Origin of the sequence: Micromonospora sp. NPDC005237, assembly GCF_040607775.1 — a bacterium.
In the GTDB taxonomy this organism is placed as follows: Bacteria; Actinomycetota; Actinomycetes; order Mycobacteriales; family Micromonosporaceae; genus Micromonospora.
In genome coordinates, this window is the sequence record NZ_JBEXHJ010000008.1 from 158404 (window position 1) to 181787 (window position 23384).

Sequence of the window (23384 nt, forward strand, 5' to 3'; positions counted from 1 at the left end):
GGGTCGGGCAGCGCGGGGCTGTCCGGCGTGGACGGTCACCGGGCGAGCTGGGCGAGTAGGGCGTCCGCCGCCGCGTACGGGTCGAGGCCACCCTCGGCCACCGTGGCGGCGAGCGTGCTCAGCTCCGTACCGTCGCGCAGTGAGCCGATCCTGGCGCGGAGGGCGCCGAGCGCGATGGCCTCGATCTCGGCGGCGGCCCGCGCCTCCTGGCGGCGGCGCAGCTCGCCGTGCTCGACCAGCCAGCCCCGGTGCTTGTCGATGGCGGCGGCGATGTCGTCGATGCCCTCGCCCCGGGCCGCGACCGCCCGGACCACCTGGGGCCGCCACTGCCCCGGGCCGCGCTCACCGAGGGCGATCATGCCCTGGATGTCGCGGACGGTGGCGTCGACGCCGTCCCGGTCGGCCTTGTTGACCACGAACACGTCGGCGATCTCCAGGATGCCGGCCTTGACCGCCTGGATCGCGTCACCCATGCCGGGGGCGAGCAGCACGAGCGTGGTGTCGGCCAGCGAGGCGACCTCCACCTCGGCCTGCCCGACGCCGACGGTCTCCACCAGCACCACGTCACAGCCGGCGCCCTCCAGCACGCGGACCGCCTGCGGTGTCGCCGCGGCCAGCCCGCCGAGGTGCCCGCGGCTGGACATCGACCGGATGTAGACGCCCGGATCGGTGGCGTGGTCCTGCATACGCACCCGGTCGCCGAGGATCGCCCCGCCGGTGAACGGGCTGGACGGGTCGACCGCCAGCACGCCGACCCGGTGCCCACGTGCCCGCAGCGCGCGGACCAGCTCGTTGGTGGTGGTGGACTTGCCCACCCCCGGCGAGCCGGTGAGCCCGACGACCTGGGCCTGCCCGGCGTACGGCGCCAACGCGGCGGCGATCGCCGGCAGCAGGGTGTCGCCGTTCTCCACCAGGGTGATCAGGCGGGCCACCGCACGGGGGTCACCGGTGCGGGCCCGCTCGACCAGCAGCGGCACGTCCCGGCTGCGGCGCACGGACGTGGTGGCCGCCGCCGGGACGCCCTCGATCGCATCGCTCACTGTGCAGCCGCTGCGCTTCCCGGCACGTGGATGATCAGCGCGTCGCCCTGGCCGCCGCCGCCGCAGAGAGCGGCCGCGCCGGTGCCGCCGCCGCGCCGCTTCAGCTCCAGGGCGAGGGTGAGGACGAGACGCGCACCGGACATGCCGATCGGGTGGCCCAGCGCGATCGCGCCGCCGTTCACGTTGACCTTGTCGGGGCTGATGCCGAGGTCGCGGGTGGACTGGATGCCGACCTGCGCGAACGCCTCGTTGATCTCGATGAGGTCCAGGTCCTCGACGCTCAGGCCGCCCTTCTTCAGGGCGTGGTTGATCGCGTTGGACGGCTGTGAGTGCAGGGAGTTGTCCGGGCCGGCGACGTTGCCGTGCGCGCCGATCTCGGCCAGCCAGGTCAGGCCCAGCTCGTTGGCCTTGGCCTTGCTCATGACGACCACGGCGGCGGCGCCGTCGGAGATCGGCGAGGAACTGCCGGCGGTGATCGTTCCGTCCTTGGCGAAGGCGGGACGCAGCTTGGCCAGCGACTCGACGGTGGTGTCCGGGCGGATGCCCTCGTCGTCGCTGATCACCACCGGGTCACCCTTGCGCTGCGGGATCAGCACCGGGGTGATCTCCTCGGCGAAGTGGCCGTTCTTCTGCGCGGCGGCGGCCCGCTGGTGGCTGGCCGCGGCGAAGGCGTCCTGCTCCTCGCGGGAGATGCCGTGCTTCGTGCCGAGCCGCTCGGTCGACTCGCCCATGGAGCAGCAGTCCCAGGCGTCGCTGAGCCCGTCGTGCGCCATGTGGTCCTTGACCACCACGTCGCCGTACTTGTAGCCGGTGCGCTGGCCCATCAGCAGGTGCGGGGCGTTGGTCATCGACTCCATGCCGCCGGCCACCACGATGTCGAACTCGCCGGCCCGGATGAGCTGGTCGGCCAGGGCGATCGCGTCCAGGCCGGAGAGGCAGACCTTGTTGATGGTCAGCGCCGGCACCGACATCGGCACGCCGGCCTCGACCGCCGCCTGCCGGGCCGGGATCTGCCCGGCGCCCGCCTGGAGCACCTGGCCCATGATCACGTACTGGACCTGGTCCGGGCTGACGCCGGCCCGCTCCAGGGCCGCCTTGATGGCGATCCCGCCGAGCTTGGTGGCCGGGAGGTCCTTGAGGTTGCCCAGCAGCCGCCCCATCGGGGTCCGCGCGCCGCTGACGATCACCGAAGCCATGCCTGCCTCCGAGGGGGTGCCGAGCTGTACGCCTTAACGATTGTTCGGCCAGACTAGCGCCATGGCTGAGAACTCCCCCGTCGAGCCCGGTGCGGACTACGTCACAGACATCGGGCTTCGCAAGATTGACCACGTCGGCATCGCCGTCGCCGACCTGGATGCCGCGATCGACTTCTACCAGCGGACCTTCGGGATGCGCTGCGTACACACCGAGACCAACGCCGAGCAGGGCGTACGGGAAGCGATGCTGACCGTCGGGCCGACCGCCGAGGGCGGCTGCGTGCAACTGCTGGCCCCGCTCACCCCGGAGTCGACGATCGCGAAGTTCCTCGACCGCAACGGGCCGGGCGTGCAGCAGGTCGCGTACACCGTGGCGGACATCGACGTGGCCTGCGCGGCGCTGCGCGAGCGGGGCGTACGACTGCTCTACGACGCCCCGCGCCGCGGCACCGCCGACAGCCGGATCAACTTCGTGCACCCCAAGGACGCCGGCGGCGTCCTGATCGAACTGGTGGAACCCGCCCCCACCCACTGACCCCCACCCACCGACCCGCCCACCCCGGCCCACCGACCCGCCCACCCCCGGCCCACTGACCCCCGCCCATCCCCGGTGATCAAGAGGTTTGCGTCAATCCGCGGTCCGCAGATGACGCAAACCTCTTGATCACCGGGGATGGGGCAGGGGGTGGGTCAGGGAGTGGGTCGTGGGTGGGGCTGGGGGGTGGGCGCGCACGTCTGTGCGTGGTTGGCGGGGCGGCCGGGCACCTTCACGCATTGGTGGATGCAGTTTTTCACAGAGGACTTCCCGCCCTAGCTACCGTTCAGTAACGTCCCGGCCCACAGGAGCGCGACCGGGGCCGGATGTGTCGAATGCCGACATGGTGGTCGTGTCCATCGGCCCCGACGATGGCAGCACCCGGCCCGTGCGGGTGCGGGGACGAACCGGAGGTCACCGTGCAGGACATCCTCGAAGCGATCATGGCGGCGGAGGAATCGAACGATCCGGACCGCGAGCTGGCGGGCGTCGCCGGACTGCCCGTGCCGGAGAGTTACCGAGGCGTGGTCGTCCGCGCCGAGGAGGCCCGGATGTTCGACGGCATGGCCACCCGGGACAAGGACCCGCGCAAGGCGCTGCACGTGCAGGAGGTGCCGACGCCGGAGCTGGCGCCGGGCGAGGCGCTGATCGCGGTGATGGCCAGCGCGATCAACTACAACACGGTGTGGACCAGCATCTTCGAGCCGGTGTCCACCTTCAAGTTCCTCCAGCGCTACGGCCGGGTCTCCGAGCTGACCCGCCGGCACGACCTGCCGTACCACGTGGTCGGCTCGGACGCGGCCGGCGTGGTGCTGCGTACCGGCCCGGGGGTGACCCGGTGGGCGGCCGGCGACGAGGTCGTCGCGCACTGCCTCTCCGTCGAGCTGGAGGACGCCGCCGGCCACGACGACACAATGCTCGACCCGCAGCAGCGGATCTGGGGCTTCGAGACCAACTTCGGCGGCCTGGCCGAGCTGGCCGTGGTCAAGGCCAACCAGCTGATGCCCAAGCCGCGGCACCTGAGCTGGGAGGAGGCGGCCAGCCCCGGGCTGGTCAACTCCACCGCGTACCGGCAGCTCGTCTCACACCACGGCGCCAACATGAAGCAGGGTGACGTGGTGCTGATCTGGGGCGCCTCCGGCGGCCTCGGCGGGTACGCCACCCAGATGGCCCTCAACGGGGGCGCGATCCCGGTCTGCGTGGTCTCCTCGCCGGAGAAGGCCGAGCTGTGCCGCCGGATGGGCGCGGAGCTGGTCATCGACCGGGCAGCCGAGGGCTTCCGGTTCTGGAAGGACGAGCAGACCCAGGACCAGGACGAGTGGCGGCGCTTCGGCGAGCGGATCCGCGAGCTGACCGGGGGCGAGGACCCGGACATCGTCTTCGAGCACCCGGGACGGGAGACGTTCGGCGCGAGCGTCTACGTGGCCCGCCGTGGCGGCACCATCGTCACCTGCGCGTCCACCAGCGGGTTCCAGCACCAGTACGACAACCGCTACCTGTGGATGCACCTGAAGCGGATCGTGGGCAGCCACTTCGCCAACTACCACGAGGCGTGGCAGGCCAACCGCCTGGTCGCGCTCGGCAAGGTGCACCCGACGGTGTCGCGTACCTACCCGTTGGAGCAGACCGGTCAGGCCGCGTACGAGGTGCACCGCAACGCGCACCAGGGCAAGGTCGGGGTGCGCTGCCTCGCGCCCGCCGACGGGTTGGGCGTCCGTGACGGGGAGTTGCGGGCCCGGCACGAGGAAGCGATCAACCGGTTCCGGGGGCACTGAGCGGGCCACCGGCCGGACGGATGAGCAGCCGGTGGCCAATGCGGTGATCGGCCATTGTTCTTCCACCCCCATTAGCGGGAACCCATCCGGATCGAACAAAGGGCCACGGGGCGCACCCGTGGCCCTTTTTCGTGTCACGCTGCGTGGCGCCCGTCCCGCCCGGGACCTGCCAAGATCGCCGATTGGTCCGGCCTCGGCGGCCAGGTCAGTTGACCATGTAATGAGGACACGAAAGCTCCGCACCGCTCTTGCGAAGCACCCTGGGGCGTCTGCCAGTATGTCCCAATGCCCCAGCAGCAGTCCTCCCCTCTCGCGTTCTTCGATAACGCGAACTCGCAGCCAGATTTCACCGTTGGCCTGCGCGGATACAACACTCACCAGGTCGATGACTTCATCGGCCGGATGACCGCCGCGCTGACCCAGTCCGAGCAGGCCCGTGCCGAGGCTGAGCAGCGGATGAACGACGCCCAGCGTCGCCTCCGCCAGGCCGAGCAGCGCATGAGTGCGCTGGAGCAGAAGCTCACCGACACGAACAAGCAGCTCGAAGAGAACAGCCGGCCCACCCTCTCCGGGCTCGGCACCCGCGTCGAGCAGATCCTCCGGCTCGCCGAGGAGCAGGCCAACGACCACCGCAACGAGGCCAAGCGCGAGTCCGAGGGCATCCTCTCCGCCGCCCGCCTCGAGGCCCGGGAGATCACGGACAAGGCCCGCGCCGAGGCCGCCGCGATGAAGGCCAGCGCCGAGCGCGAGGCCGGCAACCTGCGCACCGCCGCCGAGCGCGAGGCCGCCGAGGTCCGGGTGCAGGCCCGCCGCGAGGCCGACACGCTGCGCGCCGACGCCGACCGCGAGACCAAGCAGCTGCGTACGGTGACGGCGCACGAGGTGGCCGAGCTGAAGTCGACCGTCGAGCGGGAGGTGGCCACCCTCCGGGCCACCGCCGAACGGGAGATCACCCAGCACCGCTCGAAGGCCGCCCGCGAGGCCGAGGAGAAGCGCGCCGAGGCGACCAAGCTGCTCACCGACGCACGGGACAAGCGCGACAAGGACCTGCAGGCTCTGGAGCTGCAGCTGGCCGAGCGGCGCGAGAAGGCCGAGCGCGAGGAGTCCGAGCGGCACGCCGCCCAGGTCGCGCAGACCCAGAAGATGGTCAGCGAGGCCGAGCAGCGCGCCCGGGCCGCGCAGGAGCGCGCCAAGGAGATCGAGCAGCGCGCCGAGGCCCGCCGGGTCGAGTCGGAGCGCAACGCGGCCGAGACGATCGACAAGGCCAAGGCGCACTCCGAGAAGACGCTCAACGAGGCCAAGGCCGAGTCGCAGCGCCTGCTCACCGAGGCGCGCACCGAGGCCGAGCTGACCACGCAGGCCGCCCGCCGCGAGGTCGAGGACCTCACCCGGCAGAAGGACGCGGTCACCTCGCAGCTCGGTCAGATGCTCTCCGGGCTCGCCGGCATCGTGCCCGGCATGCCGGCGGCGGCTGCCCCGGCGGCCAAGCCGGAGGCGAAGAAGACCGACGGCGGGCAGGAGCGGGTGACCGCGGAGACCGCCGGCTGACGCGAGGCGTCAGGTCGGGGCATCGACGGCGCGAGGTGACACCGGGTGACCGGTGTGACCTCGCGCCGTGTGCGTTTCCCAACCCTTGGTGTGGCGCCCTCGCCACGGAGTGAAGTAGGTCCCACAAGGGGCGTCCGTATCGCCCCAGCAGGGGGCGATGCGTGTGAGGATGGGGGCATGTCGCACGGCGAGGAACTGTTCGCTCTCGGCGGGGACGTGACCACGGAGCCCAGCTTCGAGTCCGCTCTGCGGGGGTACGAGAAGAAACAGGTTGACCGGTACGTCGCGCGTGCCGAGCACGAGATCGCGACCCTCGCCGCCGAACGGGAACAGGCCTATACACAGATCCACAAGCTCGCCGGCCAGGTCGAGGTGCTGCAACGGGATCTGACCCAGGTCCGCAAGCAGATGAACGTGGTGGACCGGGCCTCCTTCCGGCACCTGGGTCCCCGCGTCGAGTCGATCCTCACCCTCGCCGAGGAGCAGGCCGAGCAGATTCTGTCGGCGGCCAACGAGGAGATCGACGCCCGTCGCGCCACCGCCGAGCACATCATCGAGGAGGCCCGCGAGCAGGCCGCGCGGGCGTTGAAGGACTTCGAGATCGCTCTCGCCGCCCGGCGCCAGGAGGAGGAGCGGCACAGCGCCTCCCGCCGCGCGGAGGCGGACGCGACCCTGCGGTCGGCCAAGGACGAGTCGGCGAAGCTGCGCAAGACCGCACAGGACGAGCTGGCCAAGGCCCAGCAGGAGGCCACCCACCTGCGGGACACCGCCAAGGAGATCCACACCCGGGCACAGCAGGAGGCCACCAAGCTGCGCGAGGCGGCCCGCGAGGCGCTGACCACCGCCCGGCAGGAGGCCGGCGAGCTGCGCGAGGCGGCCAAGGAGGTGCACGCCAAGGCCCAGCAGGAGGCCAAGCGGCTCACCGACACGGCGACCGAGGCGGGCCGGGCGACCCACGCCAAGGCCCAGCAGGAGGCCAAGCAGATCATCGACGACGCGTCGATGGCCGGCCGGGCCACCCGCGCCAAGGCACAGCAGGAGGCCGAGCGGCTGACCACGCAGGCGTCCGAGTCGGCCAAGCGCAGTCGGTCCGAGACCGAGGCGTACGTGCAGCGGATGCGCAGCGAGACCGAGGCGTACGTGCAGCAGTCCCGGGCGCAGACCCAGCAGGAGCTGGGCGCCTGGCGAGCCGGCGTGGAGCAGGAGGTCAACTCGCGGCGCGAGGCGGCCGACCGCGAGCTGGCCCAGCGACGGTCCACCGCCGAGCAGGAGTTCGCCAAGCGACGCGACGAGCTGGACAAGCAGCACGAGTCCCGCAAGCAGGAGCTGGAGTCCACGTTCGCCAACCGCCAGCAGGAGCTGGAGTCGGGTTGGGCTGCGCGAAGCGCCGAGCTGGAATCCGAGTTCACAGCCCGCAAGAACGAGCTGGAGGCCGAGTACACCGCCCGCAAGAACGAGATCGAGCAGGGCGCCGATGCGATCCGTCAGGCGGCCGAGCGGGACGCGTCGGCCCTGCGCCAGCGCGCCGAGACGGAGTCGGCCGAGCTGTTGAGCCGCGCCGCGACCGAGGCGGGTGACAAGCGCCGCAAGGCCGACGAGCACGTCGCGGCCTCGCGCCGCCAGTTCGAGGAGTACGCGGCCACGACCCAGCAGCACCTGGCGACCACGCAGCAGCACCTGGCGGCGACGCAGCAGGAGGCGGCCGCCGGCCGGCAGCAGCTCGCCCACGTGATGTTGGAGATCGCGCAGGCCCAGCAGCAGCTCGCCGACCTGCGGCAGGAGACCTGGAAGGCGCGGCAGGAGTCCGACGAGCTCGAGCGGCAGATGGCCGAGGTGCGGTTGCGCAGCACCACCGGCCCGATCGACGGCCCGACCGCACCGGCCACGGACGACCGCCCCGACCCGACGGCCGTGACCGCGCCGGCAGGCGGCGAGGCCGCGACCGGGTCCGGTATCGGTGACGACGGCGCTACCACGCCCGACGACGCTGGTGCGCCTGTCGGCGCCGGCACGGCGCTCGGCCTCACGACCGAGCCCGACGACGCTGGTGCGCCTGTCGCGGCCGGCACGGCGAGCGGCCTCACGACCGAGCCCGACGACGCCCGGCAGCCGGCGAACGCCGCCGCGGCCGGCGAGTCCGAGCAGTCCACGGCCCGCCCGGTGGCCGAGCCGGTGACCACTGTCGACGGCGGCGCGGCCAGCGCCGGGGTGGACGGCGAACCGACCGTGGCGGCCGTTCCGGGCGAGGGTGGCCGGGGCGCCAAGCCGACGAAGATCACCAGCACCGGTGAGAACGGCAAGCGCCCCAGCAAGCCGACCACCGACGAGCGCAGCGCCAAGCCCAGCAAGGTCACGATCGAGAAGGACTGACGGTACGCCTCAGCGCGGCGGCACGCCCTCCCGTCGCCGCGCAGGATCATGATCGACACGACGTCGCTGATATCGGGCTGTCCCGCTGCCTCGGACACCCCGATATCAGCGATCTCGAGTGGATCACCGCTGCGTACCGACGGGAGGGTGGGTCGCTGAGCGGCCGGCGGCACGTGTGGAGCACCATTGACGGTGTCGAGGACGACAGCGACCATGACACCACCGCTCTCGTCGCCGTCGCCCGTCGTCTCACCGCCTGACCGGGAGGTCCCTGGTGCCGCAGCACGATCCGTCGGCCGAGGGTCCGGACCTGAGCCCGGATCACCCGCCGGCCGAGAGCCCGTCCGCCGAGAGCCCGGCCGCGACCCCGGACCTCCCGCCGGCCGAGAGCCCCGACGCGAGCCCGCCCGCCGAGAGCCCCGACGCGAGCCCGTCCGCCGAAGGTCTGGACGCGACCCGGGACCGCCTGGCGGCCGAGACGCAACCACCCGGAACGCCGCCGGTCGAGACGCCGCCTCCCGTGCCGGTGCCGGCACCGGGGATCGACCCGGAGGAGCCGCCTGCCGTGCCGTCCGGGAAGTTCGGCACGCCGGGGCGTCCACTGCGACGCAGCAGCTTCCTGGTCGGCTTCACGGGCGCGCTGGGCGTGCTGCTGGCGTACACCCTCTATCTGGGGATTCGCAATGCCGGCGGCATCCTCGTGCTGGTGGTGATCGCGCTCTTTCTCGCGGTGGGCCTCAACCCGGCGGTGGTGCGGCTACGCACCTGGGGTGTGCCCCACGGCCTGGCGGTGACGGTGGTGGCGTTGACCGTGGTGCTGCTGCTCTGCGGGGGCGTGGTGGCGCTGGTCCCGCCGATCGTGACGCAGTCCGGGCAGTTCATCGACCAGATCCCGAGCCTGCTCGACGAGCTGCGCCGCAATCCGACGGTCAATGACCTGGTGGAGCGGTACGACGTGGTGGAGCGGGTGCAGGGCGCGGCCAACGCGGCCACCATCGGCCGGGCGCTCGGCGGGGTGCTCGGCGGCGCCCAACTGATCTTCGGCACGGTGTTCCGGACGTTGACCGTGCTGGTGCTGACCATCTACTTCCTGGCCTACTTCAACCGGCTGCGCTCGCTGGGCTACTCGGTGGTGCCCCGGTCGCGGCGGGAGCGGGTGCAGCTGATCGGCGACGAGATCCTGGCGAAGGTCGGCGCCTACATGGTCGGCGCGCTGAGCATCGCCGTGCTGGCCGGCGCGACCACCTTCGTCTTCGCGCTGATCGTCGGGCTGCCGTACCCGTTCGCGCTGGCCGTGGTCGTCGCGGTGACCGACCTGATCCCGCAGATCGGCGCGACCCTGGGCGCGGTGATCGTGAGCCTGGTCGGCTTCGCCGCCGACCTGCCCACCGGCATCGCCTGCGCGGTCTTCTTCCTGATCTACCAGCAGATCGAGAACTACCTCATCTACCCGAAGGTGATGCGCCGTTCGGTGGAGGTCAACGAGGTCGCCGCCCTGCTGGCCGCGCTGCTCGGGGTGGCGCTGCTTGGCGTGGTGGGCGCGCTGATCGCCATCCCCACGGTGGCCGCGCTGCAACTGATCCTGCGCGAGGTGGTGCTCCCCCGCCAGGAGCGGAGTTGACTGTCAGTCGGCCGGCCCGGGGACGGGCGTGTCCGCGAAGGCGGCCACCGTTCGGTCGGCGTACGCGCTGACGTCGCCGGTCTCCATCGGCCCGTCCCAGGTCGTCGGCAGCGGCACCTCGGCCGCCGGGTTGACCCGCTTGACGATCTCGTCGAGCACGGTCTCCGCGTCGCCGACCCAGAGGTGCTTCGCGCCGGGCACCCCGACCACCTCGGCCTGCGGCACCGCCGCGAACCGCTCCCGCGCCTCGGCCGGGCGCAGGTAGTCGTCGAACTCCGGCACCAGCGCCACCAGCGGCCGACCCGAGTCGGCCCAGGTCGCCAGATCGTCCGGGGCCGAGAACCGCAGCGGCGGGGAGAGCAGGATCGCTCCGGCCACCGCCGGGTCGCACCCGTACTTCAGGGCCAGGTCGGTGCCGAACGACCAGCCGACCAGCCAGATGTTGGGCAGTTCGGCGAACTCCGCGTACTCGATGGCGGCGGCCACGTCGTAGCGCTCACCCACCGCGCCGTCGAAGGCCCCCTCGCTGGTGCCGCGCACACTGCTCGTGCCCCGGGTGTTGAACCGCAGCACGGCCACGTCGGCCAGCGCGGGCAGCCGCCACGCCGCCTTGCGGAACACGTGGCTGTCCATCATTCCGCCGTGGGTGGGCAGCGGGTGCAGGCAGACGAGGGTGGCCACCGGGGGCCGGTCGGCCGGCAGGGCCAGTTCGCCGACCAGCCGCAGACCGTCGGCGGTGTGCAGCTCGATGTCCTCCCGGCGGCCGGGCAGGATCGACGACGCGCGGATCGCTGTGCTCACCGCTCAAGTCTGTCGCGAACTCACCGCCGCCGCCCGCCCAGGCACGATCAGGGTGATCCAGGTCGCTCGCTCAGTAGCGCGGCGTGCCCCGGCCGCGCTGCACCGCCGGGCCGCGCCGCTCCCGGGCACGCCAGCACCCGCTGTGCCAGTGCCGGCGGTCGGTCAGGTCACCCAGGCCGTCGGCGGGCCAGGCCACGAGGTGCGCCACCCCGGGTCGGATCTCCTGGTCACAACCGGGGCAGCGGTACGTCTTGACCGACGCGCCCGCCCCGATGCCGCGTACCTGCCAGGCGCCGTCGGTCCACTGCTGCACCGAGGCGACACCCTGCCGGACGCGGTCGGCGTCCAGGTTGGCGTTCTCGTCCCGGCGAGGGCGATTGCGACGAGGGCTCACAGTCACCAAGCGTACGGTCCGTCGGACGGACCAGCCCCCGGGCCGGTCCGTCCGACGGCTGCGATCACTTCCAACTCTGTGGCCGCGTCGGGTCCTCGACGACCCGCGCTCCCGCCAGCACGGTCGTCGCGTCCGCCTCGGTGAAACCGCTCGTCGCGCCCGGCTCGACGCCGGTCGGCGGCGGGCCGTCCCACTGCCAGCCGAAGTTCACGCTCACCACCGTCTTGCGGATGCCGAAAAGATCCAGTGTCGTCCCGTCGGCGGAGAGATTCGCGGGCCGGCCAGCGATGGTCCGGTTCCCCTCGGTACGGGTGCCGGCCCCGCTCGCGTAGCGGTAGTTCACGAACATGACCTGGGTCGCCGCCCGCGCAAGGGTGAAGTCCGAGGTGACCAGTCTCGGGTATGAGCTGACGTCGACCGAGCAGGAGGTGATCGGTGCGCGGTCGGGCAGGCTGCCGAGCCGCAGCGGCACGGCGCACGACCGGGCCTCGTTCCAGCGCAGCGCCCGGACCGCCTGCTCCAGCCCGGCGCGGTCCCCTCCCAGGATGACGGCACGGGCGTACAGACCCGGCGCGGGACGCCACGACGTGACCACGCCACTCGCGCCATCGCTCGTCGGGTGGATCGTGCCGTCGAAGGTCTGGGGCCCCGGCCCGGCCACGTCGACCTGGACGTTGCCGAACGAGACGCTGGTGGACAATTCACGGCTGGACCGGCGACGCCACCAGGAGTTGTTGGCGTTGACGAGCATGCGGCGCACGTACACGTCGGGCCGGTCGGCTCGGGCGATCTTGCGCCAGTGCACGTACGCCCGGGACAGCACCTCCTGGGTGAGGTCCTCGGCCCGGTGCTCGTCACCGGTGAGCAACCGCGCCAGCCGCACGAGGGCTGGGCCGCGGCTGGAGACGTACTCCTCGAAGGTCACATCCGGTAGACGCGGCCGGGTCCCTCCGGCGTTGACCCGGTCAGCGGTGCGAGTGGTCGCGGAAGCCGCGGCGGGTCTTGCGGCCCAGGTAGCCGGCCGTGACCAGGTGCTCCAGCAGCGGCGCGGGCGCGAAGCCCGGCTCGCGCAGCTCCAGGTACAGCTCCCGCTGGATGGCCAGCGAGACGTCCAGCCCCACCACGTCGAGCAGCTCGAACGGGCCCATCGGGTAGCCGCAGCCCAGCTTCATGGCGTGGTCGATGTCGTCGGCGGTGGAGTAGCTGGCCTCCAGCATCTTCACCGCGTCGTTCAGGTACGGGAAGAGCAGCGCGTTGACGATGAACCCGGACCGGTCGCCGCAGACCACACCGGTCTTGCCCAGCGCGGCGCAGACCGCCCGCGCGGTGGCGGTGGCCTCCGGGGAGGTACGGATGGTCCGGACCACCTCGACCAGCGGCATGACCGGCGCCGGGTTGAAGAAGTGCAGGCCCACCACGTCGGCCGGCCGCTGGGTGGCCATCGCCACGTCGATCACCGGCAGGGACGAGGTGGTGGTGGCCAGCACCACGCCCGGCTTGCAGATCTCGTCGAGGCTGGCGAAGAGCGCCTTCTTCACGCTCAACTCCTCGACGACCGCCTCGACCACCAGGTCGACGTCGGCGAGGTGGTCGAGCGTGGCCGACCAGCTGATCCGGCCGAGCGCGGCGTCCCGGTCGGACTCGGCGAGCTTGCCGCGCACCACGCCCTTGTTCAGCGAGGTCTTCACCGCCTCGCAGACCGCCGCGGACTTCTCCGCGCCCCGGGTCACCGAGACGACCTCGTAGCCGGCCTTCGCGAACACCTCGATGATCCCGGTGGCCATCGTCCCGGATCCGACGACACCGACCTTCGCGATGGCGCGCGCGCCGTCGGCGAGCGCGGCCTCCGTGGCCGGCGGCGTCGCCTCGTCCGGTACGACGACCGGGGAGCCCGGCCGCTGGTAGGTGTAGAAACCCCGACCGGACTTCCGGCCGAGCAGCCCCGCCGTCACCATCTGCTTGAGCAGCGGCACGGGGGCGTGCCGGCGGTCCCGCCCGCCGCGGCGGTACATCGTGTCCAGGATCTCGTACGCGGTGTCCAGGCCGATCAGGTCCATCAGCGCCAGCGGGCCCATCGGCAGGCCGCAGCCGAGCTTCATCGCCGCGTCGATGTCCTCCCGGGTCGCGTAGTGCGACTCGAACATGCCGACCGCGTGGTTGAGGTAGCCGAAGAGCAGCGCGTTGGCGATGAAGCCGGCCCGGTCGTTGATGGTGACGTCGACCTTGCCCAGCCGGGCGCACAACGCCTCGACGTCGGCGACCACCTCGGGCGACGTGACGACGGTGCGGACCACCTCGACCAGCTTCATCACCGGCGCCGGGTTGAAGAAGTGGATGCCGATCACCTGGTTGGGCCGGGTGGTGGCGACCGAGATCTCGGTGACGCTCAACGACGAGGTGTTGGTGGCGAGAATGGTGTCCGGCCGGCAGACCCGGTCCAGCTCCGCGAAGATCCGCTGCTTGAGGTCCAGGTGCTCGGGCACCGCCTCGATCACCAGGTCCACGGAGTGCAGGGCGTCCAGCCCCACCGCGAAGCGCACCCGCTCGTGCAGCGCGTCCCGGTCCGCCTCGGCGAGCTTGCCCTTGGCCACGGCGCGATCGGTGGAGCCGGTGAGGGTGGCCCGGCCGCGCTCCAGCGCCGACTCGGAGATCTCGACCGCGAGCACGTCGATGCCGTTGCGGGCGAAGACCTCGACGATGCCGGCACCCATGGTGCCCAGCCCCACCACACCCACGGTGCTGAACTCGCGCGCCACGATCGGCCTCCCCAGACACTCCGCACGGCCACTGAACGGCCGCTAAGGTTATGCGCGCGAGTCTGCCACGTGACGCTCGGTTGTCGAGACGCCGTGGCATATTTCACCCACGGCGCGAGGGGCCGCTAGACGGCCGGCACGCCGGTCAGCGCGAGCAGCTCCGCGACGAACTCCGCCGGGCGTTCCAGGTGCGGACTGTGCCCGCAGCCGGGCAACACCACCTCGCGGTACGCGCCGCCGGCCGCCGCGTACCGCTCCAGCACCGCACGGGTCTGGCCGACCATCGGCTGCGGCGGGCAGGACTCCTCGCCCGGCCAGCCGGGCACGACACCCAGCGAACCCAGGTACGCCAGGTCGAACAGCGACGTGTCCGACACGATCACGTCGGCGTCCCCGCGTACCCAGGTGACCGGCGGCTTGGGTGCGACGGCCACCAGCTCGTCGGCGATCCGGAACCAGGTCGGTGCGAGCGCGTTGAGCACGCCGCGCTCCCCCGGCGCGGTGCCCGGCCAGTTCGCCGAGGGCACCGCCGTACCGGGGTAGTTGTCGTCGCCGGTCGCCGTGGACAGCACGCTGTCCAGCAGCAGCTCCTCGTCGACGCCCAGCGAGGCGGGATCGGCCACGTAGGTGGCCCGCAGCACCGCGCGCGGGCTGGCCGGCGCGTCGGCGTCGCGATCACCCGCGGCGAGCCGCGCGACGAAGTCGGGGTTGGCCGTGCCGGCGCCGGTACCGGCGAAGTCGGGGGTGGTCGGCGTGCCGGTCAGGTCGCGCGTGCCACCGAAGCCGTACGGCGACACCGGCGCGGCCAGCAGCAGCGCGCCCACCCGGTGCGGATGGTCGACCAGCAACCTCATCGCCACTCCCCCGCCCAGGGAGTGCCCGACCACCACGGGCAGGCCACTGCCGCTGGCGCTGGCGCTGGCGAAGAGCGTCGGGTCGTCCAGCAGGGCGGCGATGTCGTCGGCGAAGTCCCGCAGGCCCCGCGTGGCGTTCACCGGAGCGGTCGCGGAGTCGCCGTACCCCCGTAGGTCAGGGGCCACGACCCGCAGCGTCGGCGGCAGCCGCCGGAGCAACGGTTCCCAGAACAGCGAGGACGAGCAGTTGCCGTGGATCAGCAGCACCGGAGTGCCGTCCGGCGGGCCGGCCACCCGTACCGCCTGGGTCGTGCCGTTCGCCGTCACGACCCGCTGCTCGCTCTCCATCCGCGGCATGCTGCCACGCCGTTGTCCGCCGGTCCAGGTGCTGGACAGCCACCCGGCGGCGCCGCCCGGTGTGGCGGACCACCGCCCACACCCCGGCAGGGGCCTTCGCCGCCGGTCAGCGGCGGCCGGTGGGCGGGGTGGCCAACGGCAGGGGCAGCGTCGGGCGGATGTCCCGCCGGGCCGGGCCGAAGCTGAGCCCGACCGGATCCGTGTGGGCGACCCCCGGGTCGAACAGGCGCAGCTCGGTCCGACCGAGCCGGATCACGTCGCCGTCGGAGAGGCGTTCCACCTCGGTGATCCGGCGGTCGTTGAGCCAGGTGCCGTTGGTCGAGCCCAGGTCACGCAGCGAGGCGCCCTCCGGGGCCAGCCACACCTCGGCGTGCCGACGGCTGAGGTGCGGGTCGTTGATGACCACGTGACCGGTCGGTGCCCGACCGATCACCTGCGGCTCGACCCGAAGGCGAAAGCTCGCGCCGCGCATCGGCCCACCAGCGACCGTCAACAGCGGCAGCAGTTCCGGATGTTCCTCCATGGACAGTCAGCCCTCCACCCCACACCGTTACTCCGCGCGTCAGCCTGCCATCAGACGGTAATCGCCAATACCGACCAGCCGGTCAGCTCCTCGTCACCTCCCGGCCACCCGCCGTTCGACGATTCGGGCGGCCGGCCTCCGGCACCCAGCGCCTGACCTGCACTGATCAACGAGCGGGCGGGCCGAGGCAACTCCCGTCCGGCCGACCCGAAATCGTGCCCTACCGATGAGTAATGTTCGGGTCTAGACTTCCGCCATGACGGCTGTGCATGTCCCCGGCACCCCTCTCATCGAGGCGGACCAGCTGGTCTCCACCAGTCCGGCCACCGGCGCCGAGGCGGGCCGCCTGCCCGTCGCCACCGCTGCCGACGTGCGGCAGGCCGTCGACCGGGCCCGCGCCGCCGGCGAGTGGTGGGCCGGCCTGGGCTTCACCGGCCGCCGGCAACGGCTGCTGCGCTGGCGCGCGCTGCTCGCCCAGCGGATCGAGCAGCTCGCCGACCTGGTGCACGTCGAGGGCGGCAAGCCGGTCCCCGACGCCATCGTCGAGATCGTCACCGCGATCGAGCACGTCGACTGGGCGGCGCGCAACGCCGGTCGGGTGCTCGGTCCGCGCCGGGTGCGGTCGCGGCTCATCCTCGCCGAGTTCTCCGGGCACCTGGAATACCAGCCGCACGGCGTGGTCGCTGTGATCGGCCCGTGGAACTATCCGGTCTTCACCCCGATCGGCTCCGCCGCGTACGCCCTGGCCGCCGGCAACGCCGTGGTGTTCAAGCCCAGCGAGTACACGCCCGCCGTCGGCCAGTGGCTGGTGGACACCTTCGCCGAGGTGGTGCCCGAGCAGCCGGTGTTCACCGCCGTGCACGGCCTCGGTGACGTGGGCGCGGCGCTGTGCCGCTCCGGGGTCGACAAGGTGGCCTTCACCGGCTCCACCGCGACCGCCCGGAAGGTGATGGCCGCCTGCGCCGAGACGCTGACTCCGGTGCTGATCGAGGGCGGTGGCAAGGACGCCATGATCGTCGACAGCGACGCCAACCTGGACGCCGCCGCCGAGGCGTGCGTCTGGGGCGCCATGACCAACGCCGGCCAGACCTGCATCGGCATCGAGCGGGTCTACGCCGTCGACCCGGTCTTCGACGCCTTCGTCGACAAGGTCGTCGCCCGCGCCGGCCGGCTGACCGTGGGCCCGGAGGGCGCCGACATCGGCCCCATCACCATGCCCGGCCAGATCGAGGTGATCCGCCGGCACATCGACGCCGCGGTCAGCTCCGGCGGTCGCGCCGTGCTCGGCGGCCCGGATGCGGTGCAACCTCCGTACGTGCATCCGACCGTGCTGGTGGACGTCCCGGAGGAGTCGGCCGCCGTCCGCGAGGAGACCTTCGGCCCGACGCTGACCATCAGCCGGGTCCGCGACGCCGACGAGGCCGTCGCCCGCGCCAACGCCCTGTCGTACGGCCTGGGGGGTTCGGTCTTCGGCCGGCAGCGTGCGGTGTCCATCGCGCGGCGCCTGCGCTCGGGGATGGCTTCGATCAACTCCACCCTGACCTTCGCCGGGATGTCCACGCTGCCGTTCGGTGGGGTCGGCGACTCCGGCTTCGGGCGGATCCACGGCGAGGACGGCCTGCGCGAATTCGGCCGCGCCAAGGCCATCACCCGCCGCCGGGCACGATCGCTGCTGCCGTCGATGACCTTCGAACGCACCCCGACCGACGTGGCACGCCTCATCAAGGCCATCAAGATGATGTACGGCAAATGAGTGTCGGATAACCGATCTGGGCGTTGATCAGCGTATCCACATGTTTATGTGGCGTGGTCGCGGCGGTACATTGCGTTAAATGGGCCACAATCGATTGCGCCACCGCCTTGTCGACAGTGACCAGTCGTGGAGCGCACGGCAGCGGCGTCGTCGTTCGGACTGGCTGGCGCGCACCTTTCCCGAGATCGGCGACATGCATGTCGTCGACCTCGGCGGCCGGCTCGGCACCTGGCACCGCGCCACCGTCCGACCGGCCCGGGTCACAGTGGTCAACCTGGAACAGCCGCCCGCCACGGTGCCGGAATGGGCCCACGTCGAACAGGCCGACGCCTGCGACCTGCCACCCCACGTCGCCAACGGCGCCTACGACCTGGTCTTCTCCAACTCAGTGCTGGAGCACGTCGGCGGGCACGAACGCCGGCTGCGGTTCGCCGCCGCCGCCCGGTCACTGGCCGATCGCCACTGGGTGCAGACGCCCTACCGCTACTTCCCCATCGAGCCGCACTGGATCGCGCCCGGAATGCAGTTTCTGCCGATCCGGCTGCGCACCGCGCTCGCCCGCCGCTGGCCTCTCGGACACAAACCGACCCGCAGCCACGAAGCCGCCATTCACCAGGTGCTCTGGACCGAACTGCTGGACCGCTCGCAGATGCGCCACTACTTCCCCGACTCGCGAATGCTCATCGAGCGGTTGGCCGGCCTGCCGAAGTCGCTGATCGCCGTCCGAACCGAGGCGTGAGCGGTCAGAAGAGGGTCAGCTCGTCCTTCTCGATGCCGCGCAGCCGGTCGTAGTTGACGACCACGCACCGGATGCCACGATCGGCGGCGAGCACCCGGGCCTGCGGCTTGATCTCCTGGGCGGCGAAGACCCCGGTGACCGGGCTGAGCAGCGGGTCGCGGTTCATCAGTTCGAGATAGCGGGTCAACTGCTCCACCCCGTCGATCTCGCCACGCCGCTTGATCTCGACGGCGACGGCGCCGGAGTTGGCGTCCCGGCACAGCAGATCCACCGGCCCGATCGCCGTCATGTACTCGCGGCGCACCAACGTGTACCCCTCGCCCAGCACACCCGGGTTGGCCGCCAGCAACTCCTGCAGGTGCGCCTCGACCCCGTCCTTGCGCAGGCCGGGATCCACACCCAGCTCGTACGAGGTGTCCTGGAAGACCTCCTCCAGGGTGATCCGCAGCTCCTCGCCGGCCTTGTTGACCACCCGCCACACGCCGGGGGCCTCCTCCAGCCGACACGGCGGGCTCATCCAGTTCAGCGGCTTGTACGCACGATCGTCGGCATGGATGGACACCGACCCGTCCGCCTTCACCATCAACAGCCGGGTGGCCGGCGGCAGGTGAGCCGAGAGCCGTCCGACGTAGTCCACCGAGCACTTCGCAATGACCAACCGCACCCGACGAGGGTAGCCGAGCACCCGACGGCCGCCACCGAGCGGCACTGGCGCGTCGGTGCGATGCTGAGACCGTGTTCGAAGTCCTCACCGGCACCGGCCTCGCCGCCTCGGCGGGGCTGAACGCCTACATACCCCTGCTCATCCTCGGTCTACTCGGTCGTTACACCAACCTGATCGACCTGCCCAGCGGTTGGACGTGGCTCGGCAACGGCTGGGTCATCGTCATCCTGGCCGTCCTGCTCGCCGTCGAGGTGGTGGCGGACAAGGTGCCGGTGGTCGACCACATCAACGACGTGGTGCAGACCGTCGTCCGGCCCACCGCCGGCGGCCTCGCCTTCGGCGCCGGGTCGTCCTCGGAGACCGTGACCGTCAGCGACCCGGGGAGTTTCTTCACCTCCCACCAGTGGGTGCCGGTGGCCACCGGCGTCCTGCTCGCCTTCGGCGTACACCTGCTCAAGTCCGCCGCGCGGCCAGTCATCAACGCGACCACCGCCGGGTTCGGCGCCCCGGTCGCCAGCACCGCCGAGGACGCGACAAGCGTGGTCGTCTCCCTGGTCGCGATCATCCTGCCGGTGCTGGTGCTCGCCTTCCTGGTCGGCCTGGTCGTGTTCATCTACTGGTTCTTCCGTCGACGCTCCGAACGCCGTCGGGAACGCGAGGCGGCCCGCGCCGCCGGCTTCCGCGTCTGACCTGGGGGCCTTCCTCGCGGGGCGCACCGGCTTCGCTTCGCTCGCCCGCTCGCGCCTTCAGATCCTGGACAGTTTCCGTCAGCAGTTGACGGAAACTGTCCAGGATCTCGCGGGCATGACAATGGCCGGCACCCCGGGTTCGGGGTGCCGGCCATTGGTTCGTGCGGTCAGCTGTTCCAGTGCTGGGCGACCAGGTCGGTGGCCTGCTGCTCCCACTGGGCGTAGGCGTCCGGGTAGGCGGAGACCTGTACGGTCTGCGCGGCCTGGGTCAGGGGCATGTCCTGCCAGCCGTCAACCTGACGCAGGCCCTTGAGGAACGCGGTGGTGGAGTACTCGGGGTTGGTGATCTGCTCCGGGGTGCCCCAACCACTGGAGGGGCGCTGCTGGAACAGGCCCAGCGAGTCGTGGTCGTTGGCGTCGCCGAGGTGGCCGAGGTTGTCCAGCTTCGATTCCTGCAGGCTCGTCGCGATCGAGATGACCGCGGCCCGTTCGGGCAGGCCGGCCTTCTTCGTGGCGGCGATGATCGCCTTGGCGTTGGCGGTCTGCTCGTCGTTGAGGCTGATGTGCGACTGGTCGCCCTGCGGCTTCGACACTGCCGTCTGCACGGCGGCCGCGACGGGCTTGGCGTCGGTGGCGGGGTTGGCGTGGGCGGCGATCGGGCCGGCGAAGACACCACCGGCGAACGCGAGACCAGCAACGGACAGCATGCTCTTACGGAAGATCGTGTTCATGGGGGTAGCTCCTTCGGGGGTAGGAACACCTGCGCACCGTTCGGGGGAAGCGGTGGCGCGGGTGTGAGCACCTCGTCGGGCGCTGCACTATCAAGCGGGGAAAAGTCTGGGGGCGGCGGCCTACGGGCTGATCGCTCGTGGCGCCGGGGGCGGCGGCCTACGAGCGGGGGGCTCGTGGCGCCGGGACGGTGTGTAACGACCGTCGGGCCGGGGTCATTCCCGGGCCCTCGCCGGGGCCGAATAGCGGACCCGGGGGCGAGCCCACGGTCGTTCGGGGGTCTGCAACGACCCGGCCCGGCCGGCCATTCCCCCGCCGGTTGAGCGGGCGGGGCGGCTGGCCGTGGTCCTGCGATCGTCAGGGTATGTAACGACCCCCGGCCCGCCACGATTCCGCCTCACGGATGCGACCGGTCACACCCCGACGCCGCCCGGAAACGGACATCTCGCCCGGTCGACGCGATGGACACGGTCGACGGGGTGCGTCCGGGCGGTGATCGACTCGGGATCGCCGATGTCGGGGTGTCCGGGACGGGTCGATACCCCGACATCGCCGACCCTCGTGTTGATCACGCCGAGACGGGTATCCGGCCCGAGCGCCGGGGCCAGCGCTGATCGTCAGGCGGACATATCGGGCCTCTGCAACCGACAAATGCCTAGAATCGCGACAAGAAGCCTAGAGGAGGTCAGCATGACCACAGCGATGGAGATGCCCCGAGTCCAGGAGTGTGTGGTCGCGGCGTGTGCGTACAACCAGGGCGGTGACTGCCACGCCTTCGCAATCACCATCGGCAGCATGGACCACGCGCACTGCCACACCTTCGTCGAGTCGCCCGTGCGGGGCGGGGTGGACGGCCTCACCGCCCAGGTGGGCGCCTGCCAGCGTTCCGACTGTCGGCACAACGAGCAGTTGGAGTGCCACGCGTCGTCGATCAAGGTCGGCCCGGACAACGACATGGCCGACTGCATGACGTACGCCGGTCGCTGACCCGCGAAGCGGGCTCAGGGCAGGTCGTTGGCCTGCCGGATGACCGTCACGAGGTCGTCGATGATGCCGGTGAGGGCGAAGTCCTTCGGGGTGAAGACCCGGGCCACCCCGGCGGCCCGCAGGGTGTCGGCGTCGCCGGCGGGGATGATGCCGCCCACCACCACCGGCAGGTCCGCCCGGCCGGCGGCGCGCAGCCCGTCGAGGACGGCGGGTACGGCGGCCAGGTGCGAGCCGGACAGCACGGAGAGCCCGACCAGGTCGACGTCCTCCTCGACGGCGGCGGCCACGATCTGCCCGGCGGTCAGCCGGATGCCCTGGTAGACGACCTCGAAGCCGGCGTCGCGGGCGCGTACCGCGATCTGCTCCGCGCCGTTGGAGTGCCCGTCCAGGCCGGGTTTGCCGACCAGCAGCCGCAGCCGGCCGCTGCCCAACTCGCGGGCGGTGGCGGTGACGCGCTCCCGCACCGCCGCGAGGCCCGGGTCGCCGCCGCTGCCGGTGGCGCCGGCCAGGCCGGTGGGCGCCCGGTACTCGCCGAAGACCTGGCGTAGCGCGCCGGCCCACTCCCCGGTGGTCACCCCGACGCGCACGCACTCAAGGGTGGCCGGCATGAGGTTGGCGGTGGTCGCGGCGTCCGCGCGGAGCCGGGCCAGCGCCGCGTCGACGGCGTCGTCGTCCCGACCGGCACGCCATTCGCGTACGGAGGCGACGGCGGCCGCCTCGACCGCGGGGTCGACCTGTTCGACGGCCTCGGCGCCGGCCGCGGTCAGCGGAGAGGGCTCGGTCTCGGCGTACCGGTTGACGCCGACCACGACGTCGGCGCCGGACTCCATCCGGCGGCGGCGTTCGGCCAGCGAGGCGACCAGCGCGCTCTTGAGGTAGCCGGTCTCCACGGCGGCGACCACGCCGCCCAGCTCCAGCACCTTGTCCAGCTCGACGCGCGCTCCGGTGACGATCTCGTCGACGAGTGCGGTCATCACGTGCGACCCGGCGAAGAGGTCGGGATATTCGAGCAGGTCCGACTCGTACGCCAGGACCTGCTGCATCCGCAGCGACCACTGCTGGTCCCAGGGGCGGGGTAGGCCGAGCGCCTCGTTCCAGGCGGGCAGTTGCACGGCGCGGGCGCGGGCGTCGCGGGACATCGTCACGCCGAGCATCTCCAGCACGATGCGCTGGATGTTGTTCTCCGGCTGCGCCTCGGTGAGGCCGAGCGAGTTGACCTGCACCCCGTAGCGGAACCGTCGCTGCCGGGCCTCGGTCACCCCGTACCGGTCCCGGGTGATCTCGTCCCAGAGCACGCCAAACACGCGCATCTTGGCGATCTCCTCGACGAAGCGCACCCCGGCGTTGACGAAGAACGAGACGCGCTGCACCACGTCACCCATCCGCTCGGCGGGCACCTGGCCGGAGTCGCGGACCGCGTCGAGGACGGCGACGGCGGTGGCCAGGGCGAAACCAACCTCCTGTACGGGCGTGGCGCCGGCTTCCTGGAGGTGGTACGAGCAGATGTTGACCGGGTTCCACCGGGGCATCTCCCGCAGCGTGTACGCCACCACGTCGGCGGTGAGCCGCAGGGAGGCCGCCGGCGGGAAGATGTACGTCCCCCGGGACAGGTACTCCTTGATGATGTCGTTCTGGGTGGTGCCGGCGCAGCGGGCCAGCTCCGCGTCCTGTTCGAGGCCGACGGTGCCGTAGAGGGCCAGCAGCCACATCGCCGGGGCGTTGATGGTCATCGAGGTGTTCATCTCGGCGAGCGGGATGCCGTCGAAGAGCGCCCGCATGTCCCCGAGGTGGGCCACCGGCACGCCGACCCGGCCGACCTCACCGGCGGCGAGTTCGTGGTCCGGGTCGTACCCCGTCTGGGTGGGCAGGTCGAAGGCGACCGACAGGCCGGTCTGCCCCTTGGCGAGGTTGCGGCGGAAGAGCGCGTTGGTGGCGGCGGCCGAGGAGTGGCCGGCGTACGTGCGCATCACCCACGGGCGGTCCCGCTCGGGCAACCGGCTCGCAGATGGGGTCTCATCCATGGCCGGAGTCTAAGTTACCGTTCAGTAAAACG

At 71.7% G+C, this 23384-nt stretch carries 19 protein-coding genes and 1 pseudogene; 9 read left to right on the forward strand and 11 right to left on the reverse strand.

Annotated elements, in window-relative coordinates; translation table 11 throughout:
• Positions 1–35: 35 nt before the first annotated feature.
• Entirely contained in the window at positions 36–1040 is a 1005-nt protein-coding gene (gene meaB, locus ABZT87_RS22645; protein WP_355137924.1) for a methylmalonyl Co-A mutase-associated GTPase MeaB, read from the reverse strand.
• Complete coding sequence (locus ABZT87_RS22650; protein WP_355137926.1) at positions 1037–2236, reverse strand: acetyl-CoA C-acetyltransferase; 1200 nt, start codon at positions 2234–2236, stop codon at positions 1037–1039. The genes meaB and ABZT87_RS22650 overlap by 4 nt, the downstream gene beginning before the upstream one ends.
• A 61-nt stretch (positions 2237–2297) precedes the next feature.
• Here ABZT87_RS22650 and mce point away from each other — a divergent pair, with 61 nt between their 5' ends.
• From mce to ABZT87_RS22675, 5 genes are all read left to right on the forward strand, one after another.
• Entirely contained in the window at positions 2298–2771 is a 474-nt protein-coding gene (mce, locus tag ABZT87_RS22655) for a methylmalonyl-CoA epimerase (RefSeq protein ID WP_354856957.1), read from the forward strand.
• 419 nt (positions 2772–3190) lie between these two features.
• Positions 3191–4546, forward strand: coding sequence for a crotonyl-CoA carboxylase/reductase (ccrA, locus tag ABZT87_RS22660; protein WP_354856955.1), 1356 nt, complete (start codon positions 3191–3193; stop codon positions 4544–4546).
• Positions 4547–4831: 285 nt separating this feature from the next.
• A complete protein-coding gene (locus tag ABZT87_RS22665) occupies positions 4832–6094 on the forward strand; it encodes a cell division protein DivIVA (RefSeq protein ID WP_354856954.1) in 1263 nt (420 codons plus the stop codon).
• Between the two features lie 177 nt (positions 6095–6271).
• The gene (locus tag ABZT87_RS22670) at positions 6272–8464 is read left to right on the forward strand and encodes a hypothetical protein (protein WP_355137928.1); all 2193 of its coding nucleotides are present in this window, start codon (positions 6272–6274) and stop codon (positions 8462–8464) included.
• Positions 8465–8990: 526 nt separating this feature from the next.
• Positions 8991–10085 (forward strand): AI-2E family transporter, encoded by a 1095-nt coding sequence (locus ABZT87_RS22675; RefSeq protein WP_354857011.1) that lies wholly within the window; start codon positions 8991–8993, stop codon positions 10083–10085.
• 3 nt (positions 10086–10088) lie between these two features.
• On the opposite strand, the gene ABZT87_RS22680 is transcribed toward ABZT87_RS22675, so the two are convergent.
• The 6 genes and pseudogenes from ABZT87_RS22680 to ABZT87_RS22705 form a co-directional block, all read right to left on the reverse strand.
• Positions 10089–10886 (reverse strand): alpha/beta hydrolase, encoded by a 798-nt coding sequence (locus ABZT87_RS22680; protein WP_354856948.1) that lies wholly within the window; start codon positions 10884–10886, stop codon positions 10089–10091.
• A 70-nt stretch (positions 10887–10956) separates the two neighbouring features.
• Positions 10957–11280 (reverse strand): hypothetical protein, encoded by a 324-nt coding sequence (locus tag ABZT87_RS22685; RefSeq protein ID WP_231640156.1) that lies wholly within the window; start codon positions 11278–11280, stop codon positions 10957–10959.
• 694 nt (positions 11281–11974) lie between these two features.
• Positions 11975–12205 (reverse strand): annotated as a pseudogene (locus ABZT87_RS22690) (sigma factor); the annotation flags it as partial.
• Positions 12206–12245: 40 nt separating this feature from the next.
• Positions 12246–14036, reverse strand: coding sequence for a 3-hydroxybutyryl-CoA dehydrogenase (locus tag ABZT87_RS22695; protein ID WP_355066044.1), 1791 nt, complete (start codon positions 14034–14036; stop codon positions 12246–12248).
• Positions 14037–14161: 125 nt separating this feature from the next.
• Positions 14162–15247: an alpha/beta hydrolase gene (locus tag ABZT87_RS22700; protein WP_355137930.1), complete on the reverse strand. Its 1086-nt coding sequence runs from the start codon at positions 15245–15247 to the stop codon at positions 14162–14164.
• Between the two features lie 106 nt (positions 15248–15353).
• Positions 15354–15770 carry an FHA domain-containing protein gene (locus ABZT87_RS22705; RefSeq protein ID WP_354856940.1) on the reverse strand — a complete coding sequence of 139 codons (417 nt, stop codon included), beginning with the start codon at positions 15768–15770 and terminating at the stop codon, positions 15354–15356.
• Positions 15771–16026: 256 nt separating this feature from the next.
• Here ABZT87_RS22705 and ABZT87_RS22710 point away from each other — a divergent pair, with 256 nt between their 5' ends.
• Positions 16027–17523 (forward strand): aldehyde dehydrogenase family protein, encoded by a 1497-nt coding sequence (locus ABZT87_RS22710; protein ID WP_355137932.1) that lies wholly within the window; start codon positions 16027–16029, stop codon positions 17521–17523.
• Positions 17524–17602: 79 nt separating this feature from the next.
• Complete coding sequence (locus ABZT87_RS22715) at positions 17603–18262, forward strand: class I SAM-dependent methyltransferase (RefSeq protein ID WP_355137934.1); 660 nt, start codon at positions 17603–17605, stop codon at positions 18260–18262.
• 4 nt (positions 18263–18266) lie between these two features.
• Here the strand turns inward: ABZT87_RS22715 and nucS are convergent, their stop codons facing one another.
• The gene (gene nucS, locus ABZT87_RS22720) at positions 18267–18926 is read right to left on the reverse strand and encodes an endonuclease NucS (RefSeq protein ID WP_039908963.1); all 660 of its coding nucleotides are present in this window, start codon (positions 18924–18926) and stop codon (positions 18267–18269) included.
• Positions 18927–18997: 71 nt separating this feature from the next.
• On the opposite strand from nucS, the gene ABZT87_RS22725 reads away from it, so the two are divergent.
• On the forward strand, positions 18998–19615 hold the full coding sequence (locus ABZT87_RS22725; RefSeq protein WP_354856934.1) for a DUF4126 domain-containing protein: 618 nt from the start codon (positions 18998–19000) through the stop codon (positions 19613–19615).
• Between the two features lie 167 nt (positions 19616–19782).
• Here the strand turns inward: ABZT87_RS22725 and ABZT87_RS22730 are convergent, their stop codons facing one another.
• The gene (locus ABZT87_RS22730; RefSeq protein ID WP_355137936.1) at positions 19783–20346 is read right to left on the reverse strand and encodes a hypothetical protein; all 564 of its coding nucleotides are present in this window, start codon (positions 20344–20346) and stop codon (positions 19783–19785) included.
• Positions 20347–21034: 688 nt separating this feature from the next.
• On the opposite strand from ABZT87_RS22730, the gene ABZT87_RS22735 reads away from it, so the two are divergent.
• Complete coding sequence (locus tag ABZT87_RS22735) at positions 21035–21331, forward strand: DUF1540 domain-containing protein (protein WP_355063537.1); 297 nt, start codon at positions 21035–21037, stop codon at positions 21329–21331.
• A 14-nt stretch (positions 21332–21345) separates the two neighbouring features.
• Here ABZT87_RS22735 and ABZT87_RS22740 read toward each other — a convergent pair whose 3' ends face one another.
• Positions 21346–23352, reverse strand: coding sequence for a protein meaA (locus tag ABZT87_RS22740; protein WP_355063539.1), 2007 nt, complete (start codon positions 23350–23352; stop codon positions 21346–21348).
• Positions 23353–23384: the final 32 nt, after the last annotated feature.

Bases quoted from the DNA above. Each gene is read 5' to 3' on its own strand.
- ABZT87_RS22650 (WP_355137926.1), bottom strand. From the start codon at position 2,236: ATGGCTTCGGTGATCGTCAGCGGCGCGCGGACCCCGATGGGGCGGCTG.
- mce (WP_354856957.1), top strand. From the start codon at position 2,298: ATGGCTGAGAACTCCCCCGTCGAGCCCGGTGCGGACTACGTCACAGAC.
- ABZT87_RS22665 (WP_354856954.1), top strand. From the start codon at position 4,832: ATGCCCCAGCAGCAGTCCTCCCCTCTCGCGTTCTTCGATAACGCGAAC.
- ABZT87_RS22670 (WP_355137928.1), top strand. From the start codon at position 6,272: ATGTCGCACGGCGAGGAACTGTTCGCTCTCGGCGGGGACGTGACCACG.
- ABZT87_RS22700 (WP_355137930.1), bottom strand. From the start codon at position 15,247: ATGCCGCGGATGGAGAGCGAGCAGCGGGTCGTGACGGCGAACGGCACG.
- ABZT87_RS22705 (WP_354856940.1), bottom strand. From the start codon at position 15,770: ATGGAGGAACATCCGGAACTGCTGCCGCTGTTGACGGTCGCTGGTGGG.
- ABZT87_RS22710 (WP_355137932.1), top strand. From the start codon at position 16,027: ATGACGGCTGTGCATGTCCCCGGCACCCCTCTCATCGAGGCGGACCAG.
- ABZT87_RS22715 (WP_355137934.1), top strand. From the start codon at position 17,603: ATGGGCCACAATCGATTGCGCCACCGCCTTGTCGACAGTGACCAGTCG.
- ABZT87_RS22730 (WP_355137936.1), bottom strand. From the start codon at position 20,346: ATGAACACGATCTTCCGTAAGAGCATGCTGTCCGTTGCTGGTCTCGCG.
- ABZT87_RS22735 (WP_355063537.1), top strand. From the start codon at position 21,035: ATGACCACAGCGATGGAGATGCCCCGAGTCCAGGAGTGTGTGGTCGCG.
- ABZT87_RS22740 (WP_355063539.1), bottom strand. From the start codon at position 23,352: ATGGATGAGACCCCATCTGCGAGCCGGTTGCCCGAGCGGGACCGCCCG.